The following is a 16530-nucleotide window of genomic DNA, read 5'->3' as shown; positions in this document are numbered from 1 at the left end:
GCTTTTAATGATGCTTTATTTTTGCACGCCCATAAAAAAAAATCCCTTGATCTTTGAGCAAAATGGGCGATGGATTTTGGGCGATTAAATTTAAATCGAGGTGGTCAAAATGGAAGCTAGCGCACGAAATTTAGACTGAAAAAAGTCGCAAAGTTATGGTAATTGCAACTCTTTTCATTCGTCTTTTTCACAAAAGGTTTTACGGTAGGGCTACCGATATTTTTTAGCCAAAGTTTTGTGTGTGAACGATGTAGTTCACATCGACTTTTTGGCCTAAACGGTAGGTGTTCGTCAACGGGTTATAGTGCAGGCCTGTAATGCCTAATTCTTGCAGCGGAGTGTTATCAACCATCTTGATAAGTTCAGCAGGGCGAATGAACTTCTCGTGCTCATGAGTGCCTTCTGGAACGATCTTCAATAGCTTCTCTGCACCAACAATCGCAAACAAGTAAGATTTGAAGTTACGGTTCAATGTAGAAAAGAACACGTGGCCGCCCGGTTTCACCAATTTCGAACAGGCAGTGATAACAGATTGCGGGTCTGGAACGTGTTCAAGCATTTCCATGCACGTTACCACATCGTAAGTTTGTGGGTTTTGTTCTGCGTGGTCTTCGATAGTGCTCTGGATGTAATCGAGCTTGGTGCCAGTTTCCAATGCGTGAAGACGCGCAACTTCTAGCGGTTCTTTACCCATGTCTAGGCCAGTCACTATCGCGCCTTCTACCGCCATGCTTTCTGCAAGAATACCGCCGCCGCAGCCAACATCGAGGACTTTCTTGCCAAATAGGCCTTCCGTCTTCTCTAATACGTAATTTAGGCGCAGTGGGTTGATTTGATGTAGCGGCTTAAATTCGCCTTCTAGATCCCACCAGCGTGACGCCATGTCTTCGAATTTCTTGATTTCTGCTGGGTCTACGTTCTGTGATTTAGTCATAATCGGCATTTCCAAGTTAAATAATGCATCCATGAAATTGCAGGCATTATAACTTGCCTTTTCGCGCTGACCAGAAGATCTACAATTTTGCTAGTTTATTGGATGTAAAGTGACCATGTTTCAGCAAGATATGATGCGGAGGTGCAATTTCTCATCAATTGATTGGCTACAAGGGTCACAAGATGGTAAAAGGAGAGGGAAAGTGATGCCTCCGTAGGTAAATTTGTGTTATATTTTTCGGTCTTATACGTATTCAAAAATACGATCTGACTATAGAGGGAAAATGGCTCTATGAGCGATCTAGCGAAAGAGATCACGCCCGTAAATATTGAAGATGAGCTTAGAGGTTCATACCTAGACTACGCGATGTCCGTCATCGTTGGTCGTGCCCTTCCAGATGTGCGTGATGGCCTAAAACCAGTACACCGCCGCGTTTTGTTCGCGATGAATGTACTAGGTAATGATTGGAACAAACCATATAAAAAGTCTGCTCGTGTAGTAGGTGATGTAATCGGTAAATACCACCCGCATGGTGATAGTGCTGTATACGATACAATTGTTCGTATGGCTCAACCGTTCTCACTGCGTTACATGCTAGTTGATGGCCAAGGTAACTTTGGTTCTATCGATGGCGACTCCGCGGCTGCAATGCGTTATACCGAAGTTCGTATGGCGAAAATTGCTCACGAGCTACTGGCTGACCTTGATAAGGAAACTGTGGATTACGTACCGAACTACGATGGTACAGAACAAATTCCAGCAGTACTTCCTACAAAAATTCCTAACCTATTGGTAAACGGTGCTTCTGGTATCGCAGTAGGTATGGCTACCAACATTCCACCACATAACCTTGGTGAAGTTGTTGATGGCTGTTTGGCTTACATCAATAATGAAGAGATCACTATTGATGAGCTAATGGACTACATTCCTGGTCCTGACTTCCCAACAGCAGCACTTATCAGTGGTCGTAAAGGCATCGTTGATGCTTATAAGACTGGCCGCGGTAAGGTTTACATGCGTTCAAAAGCGGATATCGAAGTAGAGAAGAATGGTAAAGAAACCATTATCGTTACTGAGATCCCTTACCAAGTAAACAAAGCTCGTTTGATCGAGAAGATTGCTGAACTGGTTAAAGATAAGAAAGTAGAAGGCATCAGTGCACTGCGTGACGAATCTGATAAAGATGGTATGCGTATTGTTATTGAATGTAAGCGTGATGCAGTAGGCGAAGTGGTTCTAAACAACCTATACGCTCAAACTCAACTGCAAACGACTTTCGGTATCAACATGGTTGCGTTGAACAACGGTCAACCACAGTTGTTCAACATCAAAGACATGCTTAAGTGCTTCGTAGACCACCGTCGCGAAGTTGTGACACGTCGTACTATCTTCGAACTGAAGAAAGCGCGCGATCGTGCACACATCCTTGAAGCACTGTCTCTAGCACTTGCTAACATCGACGAAATCATTGAGCTTATCCGTAACGCTCCAACACCAGCTGAAGCAAAAGCTGGCTTAGTTGCACGCGGTTGGGATCTTGGTAACGTTGCTTCAATGCTTGAGCGTGCTGGTACTGATGCGGCTCGTCCTGATTGGTTGGAAGACCAATACGGCATACGCGATGGCCAATACTTCCTAACGGAAACACAAGCACAAGCTATTCTAGAACTTCGTCTTCACCGCCTAACTGGCCTTGAGCACGAGAAGATTCTAGACGAGTACAAAGCACTTCTAGAAGAAATCGCTGAGCTAATGCACATTCTTGCAAGCACTGAGCGTTTGATGGAAGTTATCCGTGAAGAACTTGAAGCGGTACGTGAAATCTATGGCGACGAGCGTCGTACAGAAATCACAGCGGCAGTTCATGACATCGACATGGAAGAGCTGATTGCTCAAGAAGACGTTGTAGTAACGCTTTCTAACGCAGGTTACGTTAAGTACCAAATCCTAAGCGACTACGAATCTCAACGTCGTGGTGGTAAAGGTAAGAGTGCAACTAAGATGAAAGATGAGGATTACATTGAGCGTCTGCTTGTTGCTAATACTCACGATAACATCCTATGTTTCTCTACTCGTGGTAAGACATACCGTCTGAAAGTTTACCAACTACCATTAGCAAGCCGTACTGCTCGTGGTAAGCCTATCGTTAACATTCTTCCTCTAGAAGAAGGTGAACGTATCACGGCTATCTTGCCTGTTTCTGAGTTCTCTAACGAGAAATTCATCTTCATGGCAACGGGTGACGGTACAGTTAAGAAGACATCACTGGATCAATTCGCAAACGTACGTGCTAACGGCCTAATCGCAGTTAACCTACGTGACGACGATTCACTGATTGGCGTTGATATCACTAACGGTGATAGCGACATCATGCTGTTCTCTAAATCGGGCAAAGTTGTTCGCTTTAACGAGGACAAAGTACGTGCAATGGGCCGTACTGCCTCTGGTGTTCGTGGTATGAAGCTTCCAGAAGACGATCAAGTGGTTTCACTGATTGTTCCTTCTAACGAAGGCGATATCCTAACTGTGACTGAAAATGGTTACGGTAAGCGTACTGAGCTAGCTGAATACCCAACGAAAGGCCGTGCAACGCAAGGTGTAGTATCTATCAAAGTCTCTGAACGTAATGGCCCAGTTGTTGGCGCTGTTCAAGTTGAAGAAGGCGATGAAATGATGATGATCACCGACGCAGGTACGCTAGTACGTACTCGCGTAGCGGAAGTTAGCCAAGTTGGTCGTAACACTCAAGGTGTAACACTGATTCGTACTGCTGAAGACGAGAATGTTGTAGGTCTACAACGTATCGACGAAGTAGAAGAAGCTGAGATTGTAGAAGGCGAAGCTGAAGAAGCTGGTGCTGAAACTATCAACGCTGAATCAAGTGAAGAGCAAGCATCAGATGCTTCTGACTCTGAAAGTGATAGCGAGCAAGACACTGAGTAATCTCAATTACGCTAAGTAATTAAGCTTACCATTGAAAAAACCGAGCCTAAGTGCTCGGTTTTTTATTACCTGTTATTTGTGGAGCTTGGTGTGACTTTATAGCTGGGCTGTGATCGCTAAAATCTCGATAGCTAAACCTTGATCAATATAGAGGTGAGATGAAAACGATAGAGTAGGGAGTGAATAGAAAGGAGTGTGAAATGGACATCTGGTTGTTGGTTGCGTTGGTACTAATGAGCTTGTTTTTGATTGTGGTCGTCATCGCGGCGAACAAAAACAGCGGTCATCTAAAAAGTAATATAGTGATTTCGATTACTGCGGTCGCTTTAAGCGTGCTTGTTTGGTCTCAACTGAAACAAGAGATACCTCAACTTCCTTTAGATGGTAACAATAGTTACACGGCAACAGATTTCCAAGATGAGCTGCAGCAAAGCCTCAAGCAAGATCCGAATCAATCCGACTTGTGGTTTAAGCTTGGTGGTGTGTATATGCAGAAAGGGGAATTTGATGCAGCGTTCACTTGCTACGACTACGCGATTCGATTAGATCCTCAAGCACCTTCTGGCCTCTATGCGGCCAAAGCAACCGCACTTTATTACCTTAGCTCTCAAGCGATGAGTGATGACGTGAATGCGTTATTGGATCACTCCATGCAGCTTGATCCCAATGATCGTACGGCCTTGATGTTGATTGCGACCGATCACTTCATCAGCATGCGCTATCAACAAGCGATTGATGCATGGACTCAAATTCTCGATTCCAATCAAAAAGGGATAGATCGCGTTTCGATTATTCACTCGATCAACCAAGCCAAACAGATGATCCGCTAGGCTTGGCATAATCGTTAATCTTTAGTTATTTACTTTCCTGCATTTCAATCAGGCCACCTGCGTTATGGATTTGAGTAAACCCTTGAGCTCGCAAGAATTGATAGGCTTGTCCTGAGCGATTACCACTGCGGCAATACAAAACGATGGGTTGGTCTTTATCTATCTTAGCGAAGTGAGTAGCCACTTCAGAAAGAGGGTAGTTGATGGCGTTGTCTAGATGCCCTTGTTCGAACTCTGCAGGTGTTCTGACATCAACCACTAATGCACCTTTCTCTATTAATTCCCACCCAGTCTCAGCACGCTCAGAAGCGTAAACGCCTGAACTGAGTAGTGCGATACATAATGCTGAAAGTGAAAGTAAGGTTTTCATTGTATATTCCTTGAATTGGCGAGTGGATTGGGGAGGAGATATTGATGTGTATTGCCCCAAACCTAAAAAACCAGCCACACAATAATAGTGTGACTGGTTTTTACCTAATGGTCTAATTGAAGAAACTAGTATTCGTAGTTGGCTTCACGCTTTTCAGCTTGCTCTTCCCATTTAGGAACAACCGTGTCTAAAAAATGTTGTTTCTCAGCGTTCATCTTATCCATGTCCATTCCAAGCGCTTTTTGAGCCGCTTCTTTGGTCGAGATGTCTGGAATCTCGATTGGATCAGTGATGCCTTTCTTCGCCAGTAGACGAACAATCTTAGTACGAGCATCGGCTGCGCGGTCAACGGCAGTACCTAGCACTTCTAGAGCGATTTCAGGAGCGTGCATATGAACACCATGAGATGCAATAGCGTAGTCCCAGCGCCATTGAGCATGACGGATATCTAGTAGGATAGGTTCCATCTCTTGCTCGGTCGCACCCGCTTCCCATGCCGCGCCTGCTTCAAAGTGAGCGGCTACGATTTGTTTCTCAGCAGTCAGCTTCATGTTCAGCACTTGCGCTTTACGGCTTGAAACGATGTTACGCATGGTCTCTTTAGATTGAGTGTGACAGTTTGCACAGGTATCTTCGAAGCGGTCGAATGGGTTACCCACTTTATGGTCGGTATAAACGGTGCCATCTTCTTTGGTCACTTTCGGCATATGACAGTCAACACAAGCAACTTTGTTTTTGCCGTGAATACCTTCACGCCACGTTTCATAGCCAGGGTGCTGTGCTTTTAGCATCGGCGCTTTAGATACTTTGTGCGTCCAATCTTTAAAGCCGATTCCATCGTAATACTCTTCCATTTGCTCAACACGAGTCCCTTTGTCCCAAGGGAATTTCACGCCTTTGGTTGGCCCTGTGAAGTAGTATTCCACATGACATTGAGCACAAACGGAAGCTTGTTGATCTAAGCGACCTTGGTCTTCAAACTTCTTACCAATCGCATCGAACGCACGTTCAACATAAGGACGCGTCACCTTCAGTGCTGGCTCACCATTTTTAAAGCCTTCGCTTTGGGTATCGTGACAGTCTGCACAGCCAATAGGATTCACAATCTCGTTGCCAAGACGTGCCCATTTACCTTCAAAGTAACCGTCTTCGCCACGCTCTTCGATAACACGTGCTACGTCTGGGCTTTTACAGCTCCAACACGCCATTGGCATAGGGCCTGAACTTTCGTCCGTTGGGCCGCCAGTACGAAGTGTTTGTCGTACATCGTCAATCGCATAAAAGTGACCACGTGCCTTGTTGTAATCTTTTGCGAAGCCGTAGCCAGCCCACATGATAACCATGTTGGGATCTTCTTTTAGTGCGTCTTCAATGGTTTCGCTTTCTGACGTTTGTCTCCATGAATGATATTGATCTGGGTGGTTTTGCTCGAACTGATCGTTACGAGGATCGCCAATTTCTTTTTGTTCAGACGCAGCAAAACTGGTCGCGCTTGCTAATGACGCGCTAACCATTAATAGTGCTGTGACCGAATTACGTATCCAATGCTTTTTCACAGTGATATCTCCAATATACTGATTTTTATACCAAGCGTTGTGAGTTTGCTATTCAAATTAAGAACTGGAGAATTCCTGTTTATATTAATTCATAAACAAACACATTTTGTTACGTGTTGGATATAGATTGTCCCAGATCAATTAATGGCAGTGACCTTAGTCACGTTGAAGTTTATATAACCCTAAAGTGGTATTGGTGGTTAGTTTAATTAGAATTTAACTGAGAATTATTATCATATATAACAATCAATTACCTAAATTGACCATGATATAAATAGGGTGATTGCGTTCACAGATTAACCTATCGAAATTTCGTATTACCCAATTAGAGGTATATTCTAACTATAGAAAGCGTTGTGGCTTATCCAAAATAAGAATTGATATCATTTAAACGGTAATAATATCGTTTAAGGGTACTTTTGTTTAACCGGAATATTATTTAGTTGAGAGTTAAATAATGCCGGTATAAGGAAAGGATAAAATGGGCAATATTAAATTGGCCATAGTCATAATGCTTAAATCCCTTCTAGCATTCTGCCTCTATGGTTATTCCATTCATGTTGTTGCTGAGCCTGCTGTTACGCCAGTAGGAGAATCAACAAGACATGAAGTCGAATTAATCCGTGACAAAGACTACAAGTGTGTTCAGTGCCATAAAGATTCAAAAGAAACGGTATTGGGTTCACATGGTGAAAGTGCACACGCTTTGCTTGGCCGTGAAGTAAATTGTACCGACTGTCATAGTTCTATTAGCCCCGACCACCGCGAAGGCGCGCCTAAAGTGGTGAAGTATCGTGAGGCTCAATCACAACCAGGGACCGACAAGGTTTACCTAGATCCTAGCTTAATTTTAGATGCCAATAGCCAGTGTATCGATTGTCACAAGCCTGATGATCTGCGCGAAGCGAGCTGGACCCACGACGTTCACGCACAAAATTTAACGTGTTCAAACTGCCATGATGTTCATGCGACTGAAGCAAAGGTGTTGGGCTTAGATAAGAAGCAAACCATCAAGCTGTGTGTGGATTGCCATTCAGACTTCAACCAGAAGAAAGAAGAGGAGTAATCTATGAGCTGCTCAAGAAGAAACTTTTTAGCTGGCGCGGGTGCCGTTATTTTTACCACAGGTGTAGCGGGAACAGCGGCAGTAACAAGTCGCAAGACGCTAGCCAATGTTCAAGAAGATGGCACTAAACGTTATGGAATGATTCATGACGAAACCGCTTGTATTGGTTGTACCGCCTGTACCGAAGCATGTCGTGAAGTAAACAAAGTACCTGAAGGTGTATCGCGCTTAGAAATTATTAAGAGTGAACCCCAAGGCGAATATCCCAATGTTGATTACCGTTTTACTCGTAACTCTTGCCAGCATTGTGATAACGCACCTTGTGTGATGGTTTGCCCAACAGGCGCGGCCTACAAAGATGAAAAAACCGGCATTGTCGACGTTCATCAAGAGAAGTGTGTCGGTTGTGGTTATTGTCTATTGGCTTGCCCATATCAAGTGCGCTTTTTCCATCCTGAGAACAAGTCCGCAGATAAATGTAACTTCTGTCGTGATACCAATCTTGCACAAGGGAAGTTGCCTGCTTGTGTCGAATCTTGCCCGACCAATGCGCTGGTCTTTGGCGATCTAAATGACCCTGAGAGTGAGATAAACCAGGTGCTTCAATCTGAGGTGGTTTACAGAGATAAAGCTTATCTCGGTACTCAGCCAAAACTCTATAAAGTGCCACACCAAAAAGGGGAGATTTGATTATGAGTGCATGGGACGCAGCTTTTCAGTCTGGTACGGTGGTATGGGACTGGATTATAGCAATCTATCTATTTCTCGCTGGGATGTCGGCGGGTGCCGTAATGATCTCCATTTACCTAAAACGTAAGATCATTGAAGGCGATCCTGCTCATAATGGAGTGTTAAAGGCCACGGCTTTTCTTGCGCCATTTGGGATCATTTCAGGTCTGCTTATCTTGGTTTTCCACCTGACAAAACCGTTATCCTTTTGGAAGATCATGATCTTCTATAATCCAACGTCTGTGATGTCGATGGGTGTGATCTTATTCCAAGTATATATGGTGATCTTATTCCTTTGGATCGGCATTATATTTAGAGATCAAATAGTCGTGTTCTTGAATGATCAAGCATGGCTAAAAGGGCGACTTGATTTTGTCGGTAATTGGATTGGCAAATTAGAAGTGTTTGAGAATGCTCTGGAAATATTCTTAGCTGTTCTTGCTCTTATGCTTGCCGCTTATACCGGATTCTTGCTTTCAGCTTTAAATACTTTCCCACTATTGAATAACCCAGTGCTGCCGATTTTATTCTTATTCTCGAGCTTATCTTCGGGAGCGGCGGCGTGTATTTTATTTGGTGTGTTGGTCTTTAAAGAATCACCTCATAGCCCGACTATTTCATGGATTCACGGATTCGAACGTCCAGTCGTGATGTTTGAATTGTTTGTTCTAATTACTTTCTTTACTGGGCTGATCTTCGCTGGTGGTCAAAGTGAACAAGCAGTATGGAACGCAATTGGTAGTGGTTTCTGGGCGAGTTGGTTCTGGTATGGCGTCATCGGTGTTGGCATGGTTCTACCGTTGTTGCTGAATGCCGTTACACCAACCTCAATCCGCCATAGCTCGGTGTATATTTTCTCGGTGACTTCACTAAGCCTAATGGGCGTATTAATGCTGCGAACTTTTGTCCTTTATGCAGGGCAGTTAACGATAGCTTAATTTCGCTCAAGTTTGTTAGTGAGCAGATGTTGGATACTAAATATCTGCTTATTAATGAACATGTTCTTAATAAACATGAGATGCGTGTTTAGATCGGCTCTGCTCAGGTAGAGCCTTATTGAGGTGATATGGTCGGTTCTTTGGGGCTGTTTAGTTTGGTTTTGGTTGCTGTACTCAGCAGCGTTATTGGTGTGCATTCGTTTTACCAAATGCTTAATAAACGGACGCAAAATCTAGGTTTAATCCGCAGTTTCTCTATTTCAAGCGCGCTGTTTTCTCTCACTTCTGTCGTATTGCTTGGCTATGCCTTTGTCAGTGATGACTTCTCTATCTTATATGTCGCTGAACATTCAAATACTCAATTACCCTCATTTTTTAAGCTTGCAGCCGTATGGGCAGGCCATGAAGGTTCGTTGCTGTTTTGGGTACTGACGATCAGCGTCTGGTCTGGCGTTATCGCCTTACAAAAACACTATTCGAATGAATACCAAAGCCGAGTGCTATGGGTGATGAATCTACTGCTCGCGATATTTGCTTGGTTCACCTTGTTCGCATCAAACCCATTTGAAATGAACACGACATTACCGCTAGAAGGGCGTGACCTTAACCCAATGCTGCAAGATGTCGGGCTGATTTTTCACCCTCCATTGCTTTACCTTGGCTATGTCGGCTTTTCTGTGGCGCTGGCATTTGCTGTCGCCGCTTTGCTGGTTGATCCTATTGAGTTTGATTGGGTTGCCCATTGTCGCAGTTGGTGTTTAGTTGCTTGGATCTTTTTAACCGCAGGGATCATTCTTGGTTCTTGGTGGGCGTATTACGAATTAGGTTGGGGCGGTTGGTGGTTCTGGGACCCGGTTGAGAATGCCAGCTTGTTGCCGTGGCTTACTTCGACCGCTTTGCTCCACAGCCTAGGCGTTGCTAAGGGCAAACAACAGTTGCTGAAATGGTCTCTCAGTCTCGCTTTCATTACGTTTTGTTTGAGTATCTTAGGCACCTTTATTGTTCGTTCTGGTGTACTCACATCGGTACACGCTTTTGCCGTCGACCCAACCAAAGGTATCGCACTGCTTCTTATATTAGTTCTGGTACTGGTGAGTTCATTTTCTCTGCTTATCGTCAGAGGAGAGTCTTTTGAATCTAATCCGATTACTAGCTTCGTCAGCAAAAGCTTTTTGAGCTTAGTTGCGGTGCTTATTTTTGTTCTGGCGACTGCTGTCGTGGTGTTCGGCACGTTTTATCCAATGGTCTTTGAGTTGCTTGGCCTAGGAAACATCTCGGTCGGTGCGCCTTACTTTAATCTATTGATTGCACCTTTGGCTTTGCTTGCGTTGGCTGTCGTCGGCCTTGCCCCGTTGCTGAGTATTAAGCCTCAAGCATCGAAAGGCGTTATTACGTTGATCGCTCTAGTATCTATTGGTCTCGGGTTCGCCTGTTACGCTTTGCAAGTAGAGAAGATTCAAGTGATGGCACTAATGACATGGTCACTCGCATTTTGGGTTTTACTCACTCATGTGTATGGCTTGGTGGTAACGCGCAGTTCCAAGTTCCAACGCAAAGTCTGGGTGATGACTTTTGCTCATGTTGGGGTAGCAGTGTTAGCGATCGGTGCTGCCATGAATAGCTACCACTCGTTTGAGCGCAGCTATAAGTTAAGCCCGGGCGTAGAAGTCGAATTCATGGATTGGACGCTTTCTCATCGTGATACTGAGCTGTATGTCGCTTCAAACTTTACCGCAGAGAAGGCGATACTCAACCTAGAGTCTGGCGAGCAGCGCTTCTCTATTTCGCCGGAAAGAAGACATTACCAAGTTCGAGTCATGAACATGAGTGAACCCGCAATGAAGTGGTTCTGGCATGGTGATGTCTATATCACCATGGGCGAGAAAGTCGATTTCACCGCTTACGCATTTCGTGTTCAGTATAAGGCGTATGCGCGCTGGATCTGGTTTGGTGGGTTGTTCTCCATTATCGGCGCTTTGCTCTCATTGACTCATCGTAAAAAGAAAACCGTTAAGGCGTCACAGTATGCATACCAGCGTTCGTAACAAGCTAATTAGTCTAATTGCCTTAGCATTGATTGTGGTGCTGGGGTTTGTCTTTGCGCTTGATAATAAGCAGCAGTCGACCATGGTGTCTGAACAACAAAGGGCATTTCCAGAATTTACATCGAGTGCGTTAGTAAATAGTGAAGACGTCAGTGGTCAGCAGAAAATTACGCTCGCTGATGTCACGCAGCATCCTTATCAACTGGTTAATGTGTGGGCTTCTTGGTGCGGGATATGTAAAACCGAACACGCCTTTTTGCTTCAACTTCACGATAAAGGCATTCCCATCGTCGGGCTTAATTATCGAGATAACTCTGGGGCTGCGATTAACGTGTTATCGAACGATGGCAACCCGTACTCAACCGTGATCAGTGACCCTCAAGGCAAGTTAGCGTTAGAGCTGGGTGTAATCGGCACACCTGAAACGTATTTGGTTGATGCCAATGGCCAGATCATTAAAAAGCTATTGGGCGTGATTAATGAAACGGTATGGAAAGATGAGCTTGCGATGTATTTTGATGGTGTGAATGGATGATGAAGTCTCTAATACAAACCTTGTTTATGCTGTCAGCGCTTTTAGTGATTAGCCTTCCGACTATGGCTGAAGATCTTTTTACTGCCGGTAATAAAGAGACGAGTATTCAAGTTGAACTGTTTGAGTTTGATAATCCAGAACAACAGCAACGTGCTATCAGCTTGGCGAAAACGTTACGCTGCCCACAATGTCAAAACCAAAATCTGATTGAATCCAACTCACCAATAGCAAAAGACTTACGTCTTGTTGTGTTCAATATGGTGAAAGCAGGGAAGAGTAATAGTGAAATTACTCAATATATGACGGAAAGATTTGGTGAGTTTGTACTTTATAAACCGGCAATGACGGCTTCAAATCTATTACTTTGGTTGCTACCGAGCCTATTACTTCTCTTATTTATATATTTATCAGTAAAAAGTGTTAGGAAGAGCTCATAAAAATTGTGTATTAGTGTTTACCAATTGAGCTGTATTTTGTAACATTAACCGATTATAAAGGCTAAGCACTGCTATATAAGGATGTATCTGTGGATAACGTAATCTCAAATTTAAAGAAAGAGTTCCATACTCATGTCCAGTCAGATAAATGGGCAGAGAGATACAGTGCTAAGTCGAGCATTTCTACGCTTACGCAAGAAGAGCTAACCGAATTAGAGAATGCTTGGGTGCAACTTGTCATCTGGAAGCAAACTCAAGTAAGTTGAGCGTTCTGTAAAAAAGTGTAGTTTTAGCCGCAACTGTTTAATTTATAACCCCATGTTGGTCATCCCAATGTGGGGTTTTTTCTTACTTGAAAAATAATTGTTATATTATAACAATTTGTACAAGGTCGACCTTGAAAAAAATTGTTAACAGCCTCATAGTGTCTATCATTAGATAGTTAGCTACAAAATATTGCCTAGACATATAATGTAGCGTCGTTAAATACATCGAATTTTCAAGTGAGTATAGCTATGGCGGAAGTACGTGCCAGAATAGATTTCAAAGTAGGGGCAACAAGCAGTATTGATGCTGAACTTCTGTCTTTTCATGGATTGAAAACAGATAAAGAGCATGTTGCTGTGATATTTAAATCAGCAGACAAGACACAAGACATACCTCTTGTTCGTATGCACTCTGAGTGTCTTACTGGTGATGTTTTCCATTCTTCTCGATGTGACTGTGGCGAACAGCTAGACGAAACCATTAGAATTATGGGTGAGACGGGTGGCGTGATCCTTTATCTTCGTCAAGAAGGTCGTGGTATTGGTTTGTACAACAAAATCGATGCGTACCGTCTGCAAAGCGAAGGCATGAACACCTATGAAGCCAACAACCACCTAGGTTTTGGCGATGACCTACGCGATTTTACTGAAGCTGCTGAAATGCTACGCGCTTTAGGTACCACAAAAATCCGCTTAGTCACCAACAACCCTAAGAAGATCAATGAGCTAAAATCCTTTGGTATTGAGATTGAAGAAGTGGTGAATACTTCTGCTCATATCAAATCAGGTAATGAAAGCTACCTAAAGGCGAAAGTCTCACACGGTAAGCATAACCTGGATATCTGATTAGCCACCTTTGTTGCGCATAACACAAAAATGTTCAAAGACCTCACAAATGTGAGGTTTTTTTGTATTTATCTTGCAATAAAATTGTAAGTTTGTATTATTCCAATCCGTAGTGTAAATGATAATGGTTTGCACTATTACTACGAATAATAATTTAAAGCTCAACAAGGATGCTTCATGACCATTAAATCTTTAGTGACAAAAGCCGTAACTTCGTCACTCCTTTTTGCTTCTGCTTCTGCTTCTGCTTCTTCTTTCGCTGCAGTAACTCAAGATCAAGTTGTAGAACATTACGCAGATATTGCACATGCAGTGTTTGCAGATTCAGTAATTACAGCAAAAGCGTTGAACTCTTCTATTGATACCTTCTTAGCTTCTCCTTCTGCTGGCAACTTCGAACAAGTAAAACAAGCTTGGCTTGAGTCTCGCGTACCATACCAACAGTCAGAAGTATTCCGCTTCGGCAACGCTGTTGTTGATGATTGGGAAGGCCAACTAAACGCATGGCCACTAGATGAAGGCCTGATTGATTACGTTTCGACTGATTACCAATATGAACTTGGTAACGAAGGCGCTAGCGCAAACATCGTGGCTAACAAGACTTTCCAAATTGGTCAGACTACCGTTGATGCAACTAACATTACTCCTGAGTTAATCGCAGACTTGAACGAGATCGGCGGCTCTGAAGCGAACGTAGCGTCTGGCTACCACGCGATTGAATTCCTACTTTGGGGTCAAGATTTAAACGGCACAAACAGCGGTGCAGGTGAGCGTGCTTACACTGATTTCGTTGTTGGCGCTGAGTGTACTAACGGCAACTGTGACCGTCGTGGCGCATACCTAAAAGCATCGGCTGAGCTACTTATCCAAGACCTAGAGTGGATGGAAAAGCAGTGGGCTGAAGGCGAGAAAGGTAACTACCGTCAAGAGCTTCTTTCTGAATCTAGCGAGAATGGCCTACGTAAAATGCTATTCGGCATGGGTTCACTGTCTCTAGGTGAGCTAGCGGGTGAGCGTATGAAGGTTGCACTAGAAGCAAACTCTACTGAAGACGAGCACGATTGTTTCTCTGATAACACGCACAACTCTCACTACTACAACGAGCAAGGCATCTACAACGTTTACACGGGTCTATACAAGCGTGAAGACGGTACTCTGCTTTCAGGTCCAAGCCTGTTTGACCTAGTAGAGCAAAAAGATGAACAAGCTGCGAAAGAGATTCAAAAGCAGTTTGACCTAGCACGTGCACAAGTAGGCGAATTAGTAACGTCTGCAGAGAAAAACAACCAGCACTTCGATCAGCTAATCGCTGCTGACAACGCTGCGGGTAACGCACTAGTTAACAAAACAATTGTTGCGCTAGTGTCTCAAACAGCGGCTATTGAGCGTGCTGCGGGTGTGATTGGCATTGATAGCCTAAACCCAGACACAGCGGATCACGAGTTCTAAGAACCCGAGCCAAACACCAATGTAAGGGCTCTCATTGAGCCCTTAATTGTTTGCTAATTAAGAAAGTCATTTCCTCATAAAAACTAAAATCAAAAACACAGCAAGGCAATGTATGAAGTCGTATCTCTCAGCCTCACTATTAACCGCACTGTTTTTCTTATCTCCGCTACACGCCCATGAAACCTACTCTGGTGGCAAAACGACCGTGAAGAAAGAGGGAGCGAACGCTTTTTCTCTTCCTGCTGCCAATCTACCCATGAGTAAACGCTTAGATTTCAGCGTAGGTAACAGCTTTTTTAGAAACCCTTGGGTACCCGCACCTTCATCAACCGATGCTCGTGATGGTCTTGGCCCACTGTTTAACACCAACGGCTGCCAAAACTGCCATATCAAAGATGGCCGTGGTCACGCGCCAGAAAAAGGCGATGAGAATGCGGTTTCAATGCTGGTTCGCTTAAGCATTCCAGCAGAAACGCCAGAACAGAGACAAGCCTTCATTCGAGATGGTGGTATTCCCGAACCGACGTACGGCGGTCAGCTACAAGATTTTGCGCTTCAAGGTGTAAAACCAGAGGGCAAAGTGAACATTAGCTACACGGATGTTCCTGTTGAATTCAAAGACGGCACGGTTGTTACTCTGCGTAAACCCTCTTTAAAGATCACTGAACTTGCTTTCGGTGAAATGCACCCTAAAACAGAATTCTCAGCTCGAGTCGCGCCGCCAATGATTGGTCTTGGTCTGCTTGAAAGTATCCCACAAGAAACGATTCTTGGATTTGCAGAGCAGCAATTGGCTGACAAGCAGGGAATTTCTGGTAAAGCTAACTATGTTCTTGATGTTCAAACCAATGAAATGGCGCTAGGTCGTTTTGGTTGGAAAGCCGGGCAGCCAAACTTAATGCAGCAAAACGCGGCGGCATTTAACGGTGACTTAGGCCTGACAAGCAGTTTATTTCCGAATGAAAACTGCACATCAGCGCAATCAACCTGTGATGATTTTCCAAATGGTGGTGAGCCAGAAGTTAGTGACAACATCTTAGATTTTGTTGAGTTCTATTCGCAGCATCTCGCGGTACCTATTCGTCGTAATGTCGATAACCCAGCGGTTGTTCAAGGTAAAAAGCTGTTTAAAGAGATTGGTTGTCAAAGCTGTCACCAAGCTGAAATTCGTACAGCAGAGCGTGAAGGTCTGCCTGCTCTTTCGAAACAGTTGATTAGCCCATACACCGATATGCTTTTGCATGATATGGGTGAAGGTTTAGCCGACAATCGCCCAGAATATCTTGCCAATGGCCAAGAGTGGCGTACCACACCACTTTGGGGATTAGGTTATACCAAAGAAGTGAACGGTCACACCTTCTTACTTCATGACGGTCGCGCAAGAAACGTCATGGAAGCGGTACTTTGGCATGGTGGTGAAGCAGAAATGCCAAAACAAAAAGTATTAGCTTTGAGTCGCAGTGAACGCGAAGCACTACTAGCGTTTTTGGACTCATTATAGGCTGTCTTGAATTCAGTTAAGCCAACGGCTTAGTTACTTAAGAAAGCCGCTAACAAAAGACTGACTACCGCTGAACTTGTAGCAA

At 44.0% G+C, this 16530-nt stretch carries 15 protein-coding genes; 12 read left to right on the top strand and 3 right to left on the bottom strand.

What is annotated here, in order from left to right; all coding sequences use genetic code 11:
- Window positions 1–223: 223 nt before the first annotated feature.
- Window positions 224–967: a bifunctional 2-polyprenyl-6-hydroxyphenol methylase/3-demethylubiquinol 3-O-methyltransferase UbiG gene (gene ubiG / locus MSG34_RS06560; protein ID WP_172379706.1), complete on the bottom strand. Its 744-nt coding sequence runs from the start codon at window positions 965–967 to the stop codon at window positions 224–226.
- Between the two features lie 258 nt (window positions 968–1225).
- Between ubiG and gyrA the strand changes: the two genes are divergently transcribed.
- Together gyrA and MSG34_RS06550 are read left to right on the top strand one after the other, a co-directional pair.
- Window positions 1226–3877 carry a DNA topoisomerase (ATP-hydrolyzing) subunit A gene (gyrA, locus tag MSG34_RS06555; RefSeq protein ID WP_048613158.1) on the top strand — a complete coding sequence of 884 codons (2652 nt, stop codon included), beginning with the start codon at window positions 1226–1228 and terminating at the stop codon, window positions 3875–3877.
- A 200-nt stretch (window positions 3878–4077) separates the two neighbouring features.
- A complete protein-coding gene (locus tag MSG34_RS06550; RefSeq protein WP_248336756.1) occupies window positions 4078–4707 on the top strand; it encodes a tetratricopeptide repeat protein in 630 nt (209 codons plus the stop codon).
- Window positions 4708–4732: 25 nt separating this feature from the next.
- Here the strand turns inward: MSG34_RS06550 and MSG34_RS06545 are convergent, their stop codons facing one another.
- Complete coding sequence (locus MSG34_RS06545; protein WP_123284452.1) at window positions 4733–5077, bottom strand: rhodanese-like domain-containing protein; 345 nt, start codon at window positions 5075–5077, stop codon at window positions 4733–4735.
- 125 nt (window positions 5078–5202) lie between these two features.
- Entirely contained in the window at window positions 5203–6633 is a 1431-nt protein-coding gene (gene nrfA / locus MSG34_RS06540) for an ammonia-forming nitrite reductase cytochrome c552 subunit (protein ID WP_170930195.1), read from the bottom strand.
- A 481-nt stretch (window positions 6634–7114) separates the two neighbouring features.
- Between nrfA and nrfB the strand changes: the two genes are divergently transcribed.
- From nrfB to MSG34_RS06490, 10 genes are all read left to right on the top strand, one after another.
- The gene (gene nrfB, locus MSG34_RS06535; protein WP_248336754.1) at window positions 7115–7699 is read left to right on the top strand and encodes a cytochrome c nitrite reductase pentaheme subunit; all 585 of its coding nucleotides are present in this window, start codon (window positions 7115–7117) and stop codon (window positions 7697–7699) included.
- Between the two features lie 3 nt (window positions 7700–7702).
- Complete coding sequence (gene nrfC / locus MSG34_RS06530; protein ID WP_004733373.1) at window positions 7703–8389, top strand: cytochrome c nitrite reductase Fe-S protein; 687 nt, start codon at window positions 7703–7705, stop codon at window positions 8387–8389.
- 2 nt (window positions 8390–8391) lie between these two features.
- Window positions 8392–9366: a cytochrome c nitrite reductase subunit NrfD gene (nrfD, locus tag MSG34_RS06525; protein ID WP_029223973.1), complete on the top strand. Its 975-nt coding sequence runs from the start codon at window positions 8392–8394 to the stop codon at window positions 9364–9366.
- Window positions 9367–9494: 128 nt separating this feature from the next.
- Complete coding sequence (locus tag MSG34_RS06520; protein WP_248336752.1) at window positions 9495–11411, top strand: heme lyase CcmF/NrfE family subunit; 1917 nt, start codon at window positions 9495–9497, stop codon at window positions 11409–11411.
- Window positions 11392–11946: a DsbE family thiol:disulfide interchange protein gene (locus MSG34_RS06515; RefSeq protein ID WP_086969576.1), complete on the top strand. Its 555-nt coding sequence runs from the start codon at window positions 11392–11394 to the stop codon at window positions 11944–11946. The genes MSG34_RS06520 and MSG34_RS06515 overlap by 20 nt, the downstream gene beginning before the upstream one ends.
- Window positions 11943–12383 (top strand): heme lyase NrfEFG subunit NrfF, encoded by a 441-nt coding sequence (nrfF, locus tag MSG34_RS06510; RefSeq protein ID WP_248336751.1) that lies wholly within the window; start codon window positions 11943–11945, stop codon window positions 12381–12383. The genes MSG34_RS06515 and nrfF overlap by 4 nt, the downstream gene beginning before the upstream one ends.
- An 89-nt stretch (window positions 12384–12472) precedes the next feature.
- Window positions 12473–12649: a hypothetical protein gene (locus tag MSG34_RS06505; RefSeq protein WP_017060980.1), complete on the top strand. Its 177-nt coding sequence runs from the start codon at window positions 12473–12475 to the stop codon at window positions 12647–12649.
- Window positions 12650–12898: 249 nt separating this feature from the next.
- The gene (gene ribA / locus MSG34_RS06500) at window positions 12899–13495 is read left to right on the top strand and encodes a GTP cyclohydrolase II (RefSeq protein ID WP_017632055.1); all 597 of its coding nucleotides are present in this window, start codon (window positions 12899–12901) and stop codon (window positions 13493–13495) included.
- Window positions 13496–13672: 177 nt separating this feature from the next.
- A complete protein-coding gene (locus MSG34_RS06495) occupies window positions 13673–14944 on the top strand; it encodes an imelysin family protein (RefSeq protein WP_248336749.1) in 1272 nt (423 codons plus the stop codon).
- A gap of 112 nt (window positions 14945–15056) precedes the next feature.
- Window positions 15057–16445: a di-heme oxidoredictase family protein gene (locus tag MSG34_RS06490; protein ID WP_248336747.1), complete on the top strand. Its 1389-nt coding sequence runs from the start codon at window positions 15057–15059 to the stop codon at window positions 16443–16445.
- Window positions 16446–16530 lie beyond the last annotated feature (85 nt).

Origin of the sequence: Vibrio sp. 1CM2L (assembly GCF_023161695.1) — a bacterium.
Lineage (GTDB): Bacteria > Pseudomonadota > Gammaproteobacteria > Enterobacterales > Vibrionaceae > Vibrio > Vibrio coralliirubri.
The sequence above is the reverse complement of the archived record's forward strand: the minus strand, read 5'-3'. Positions and strand labels throughout refer to the sequence as shown.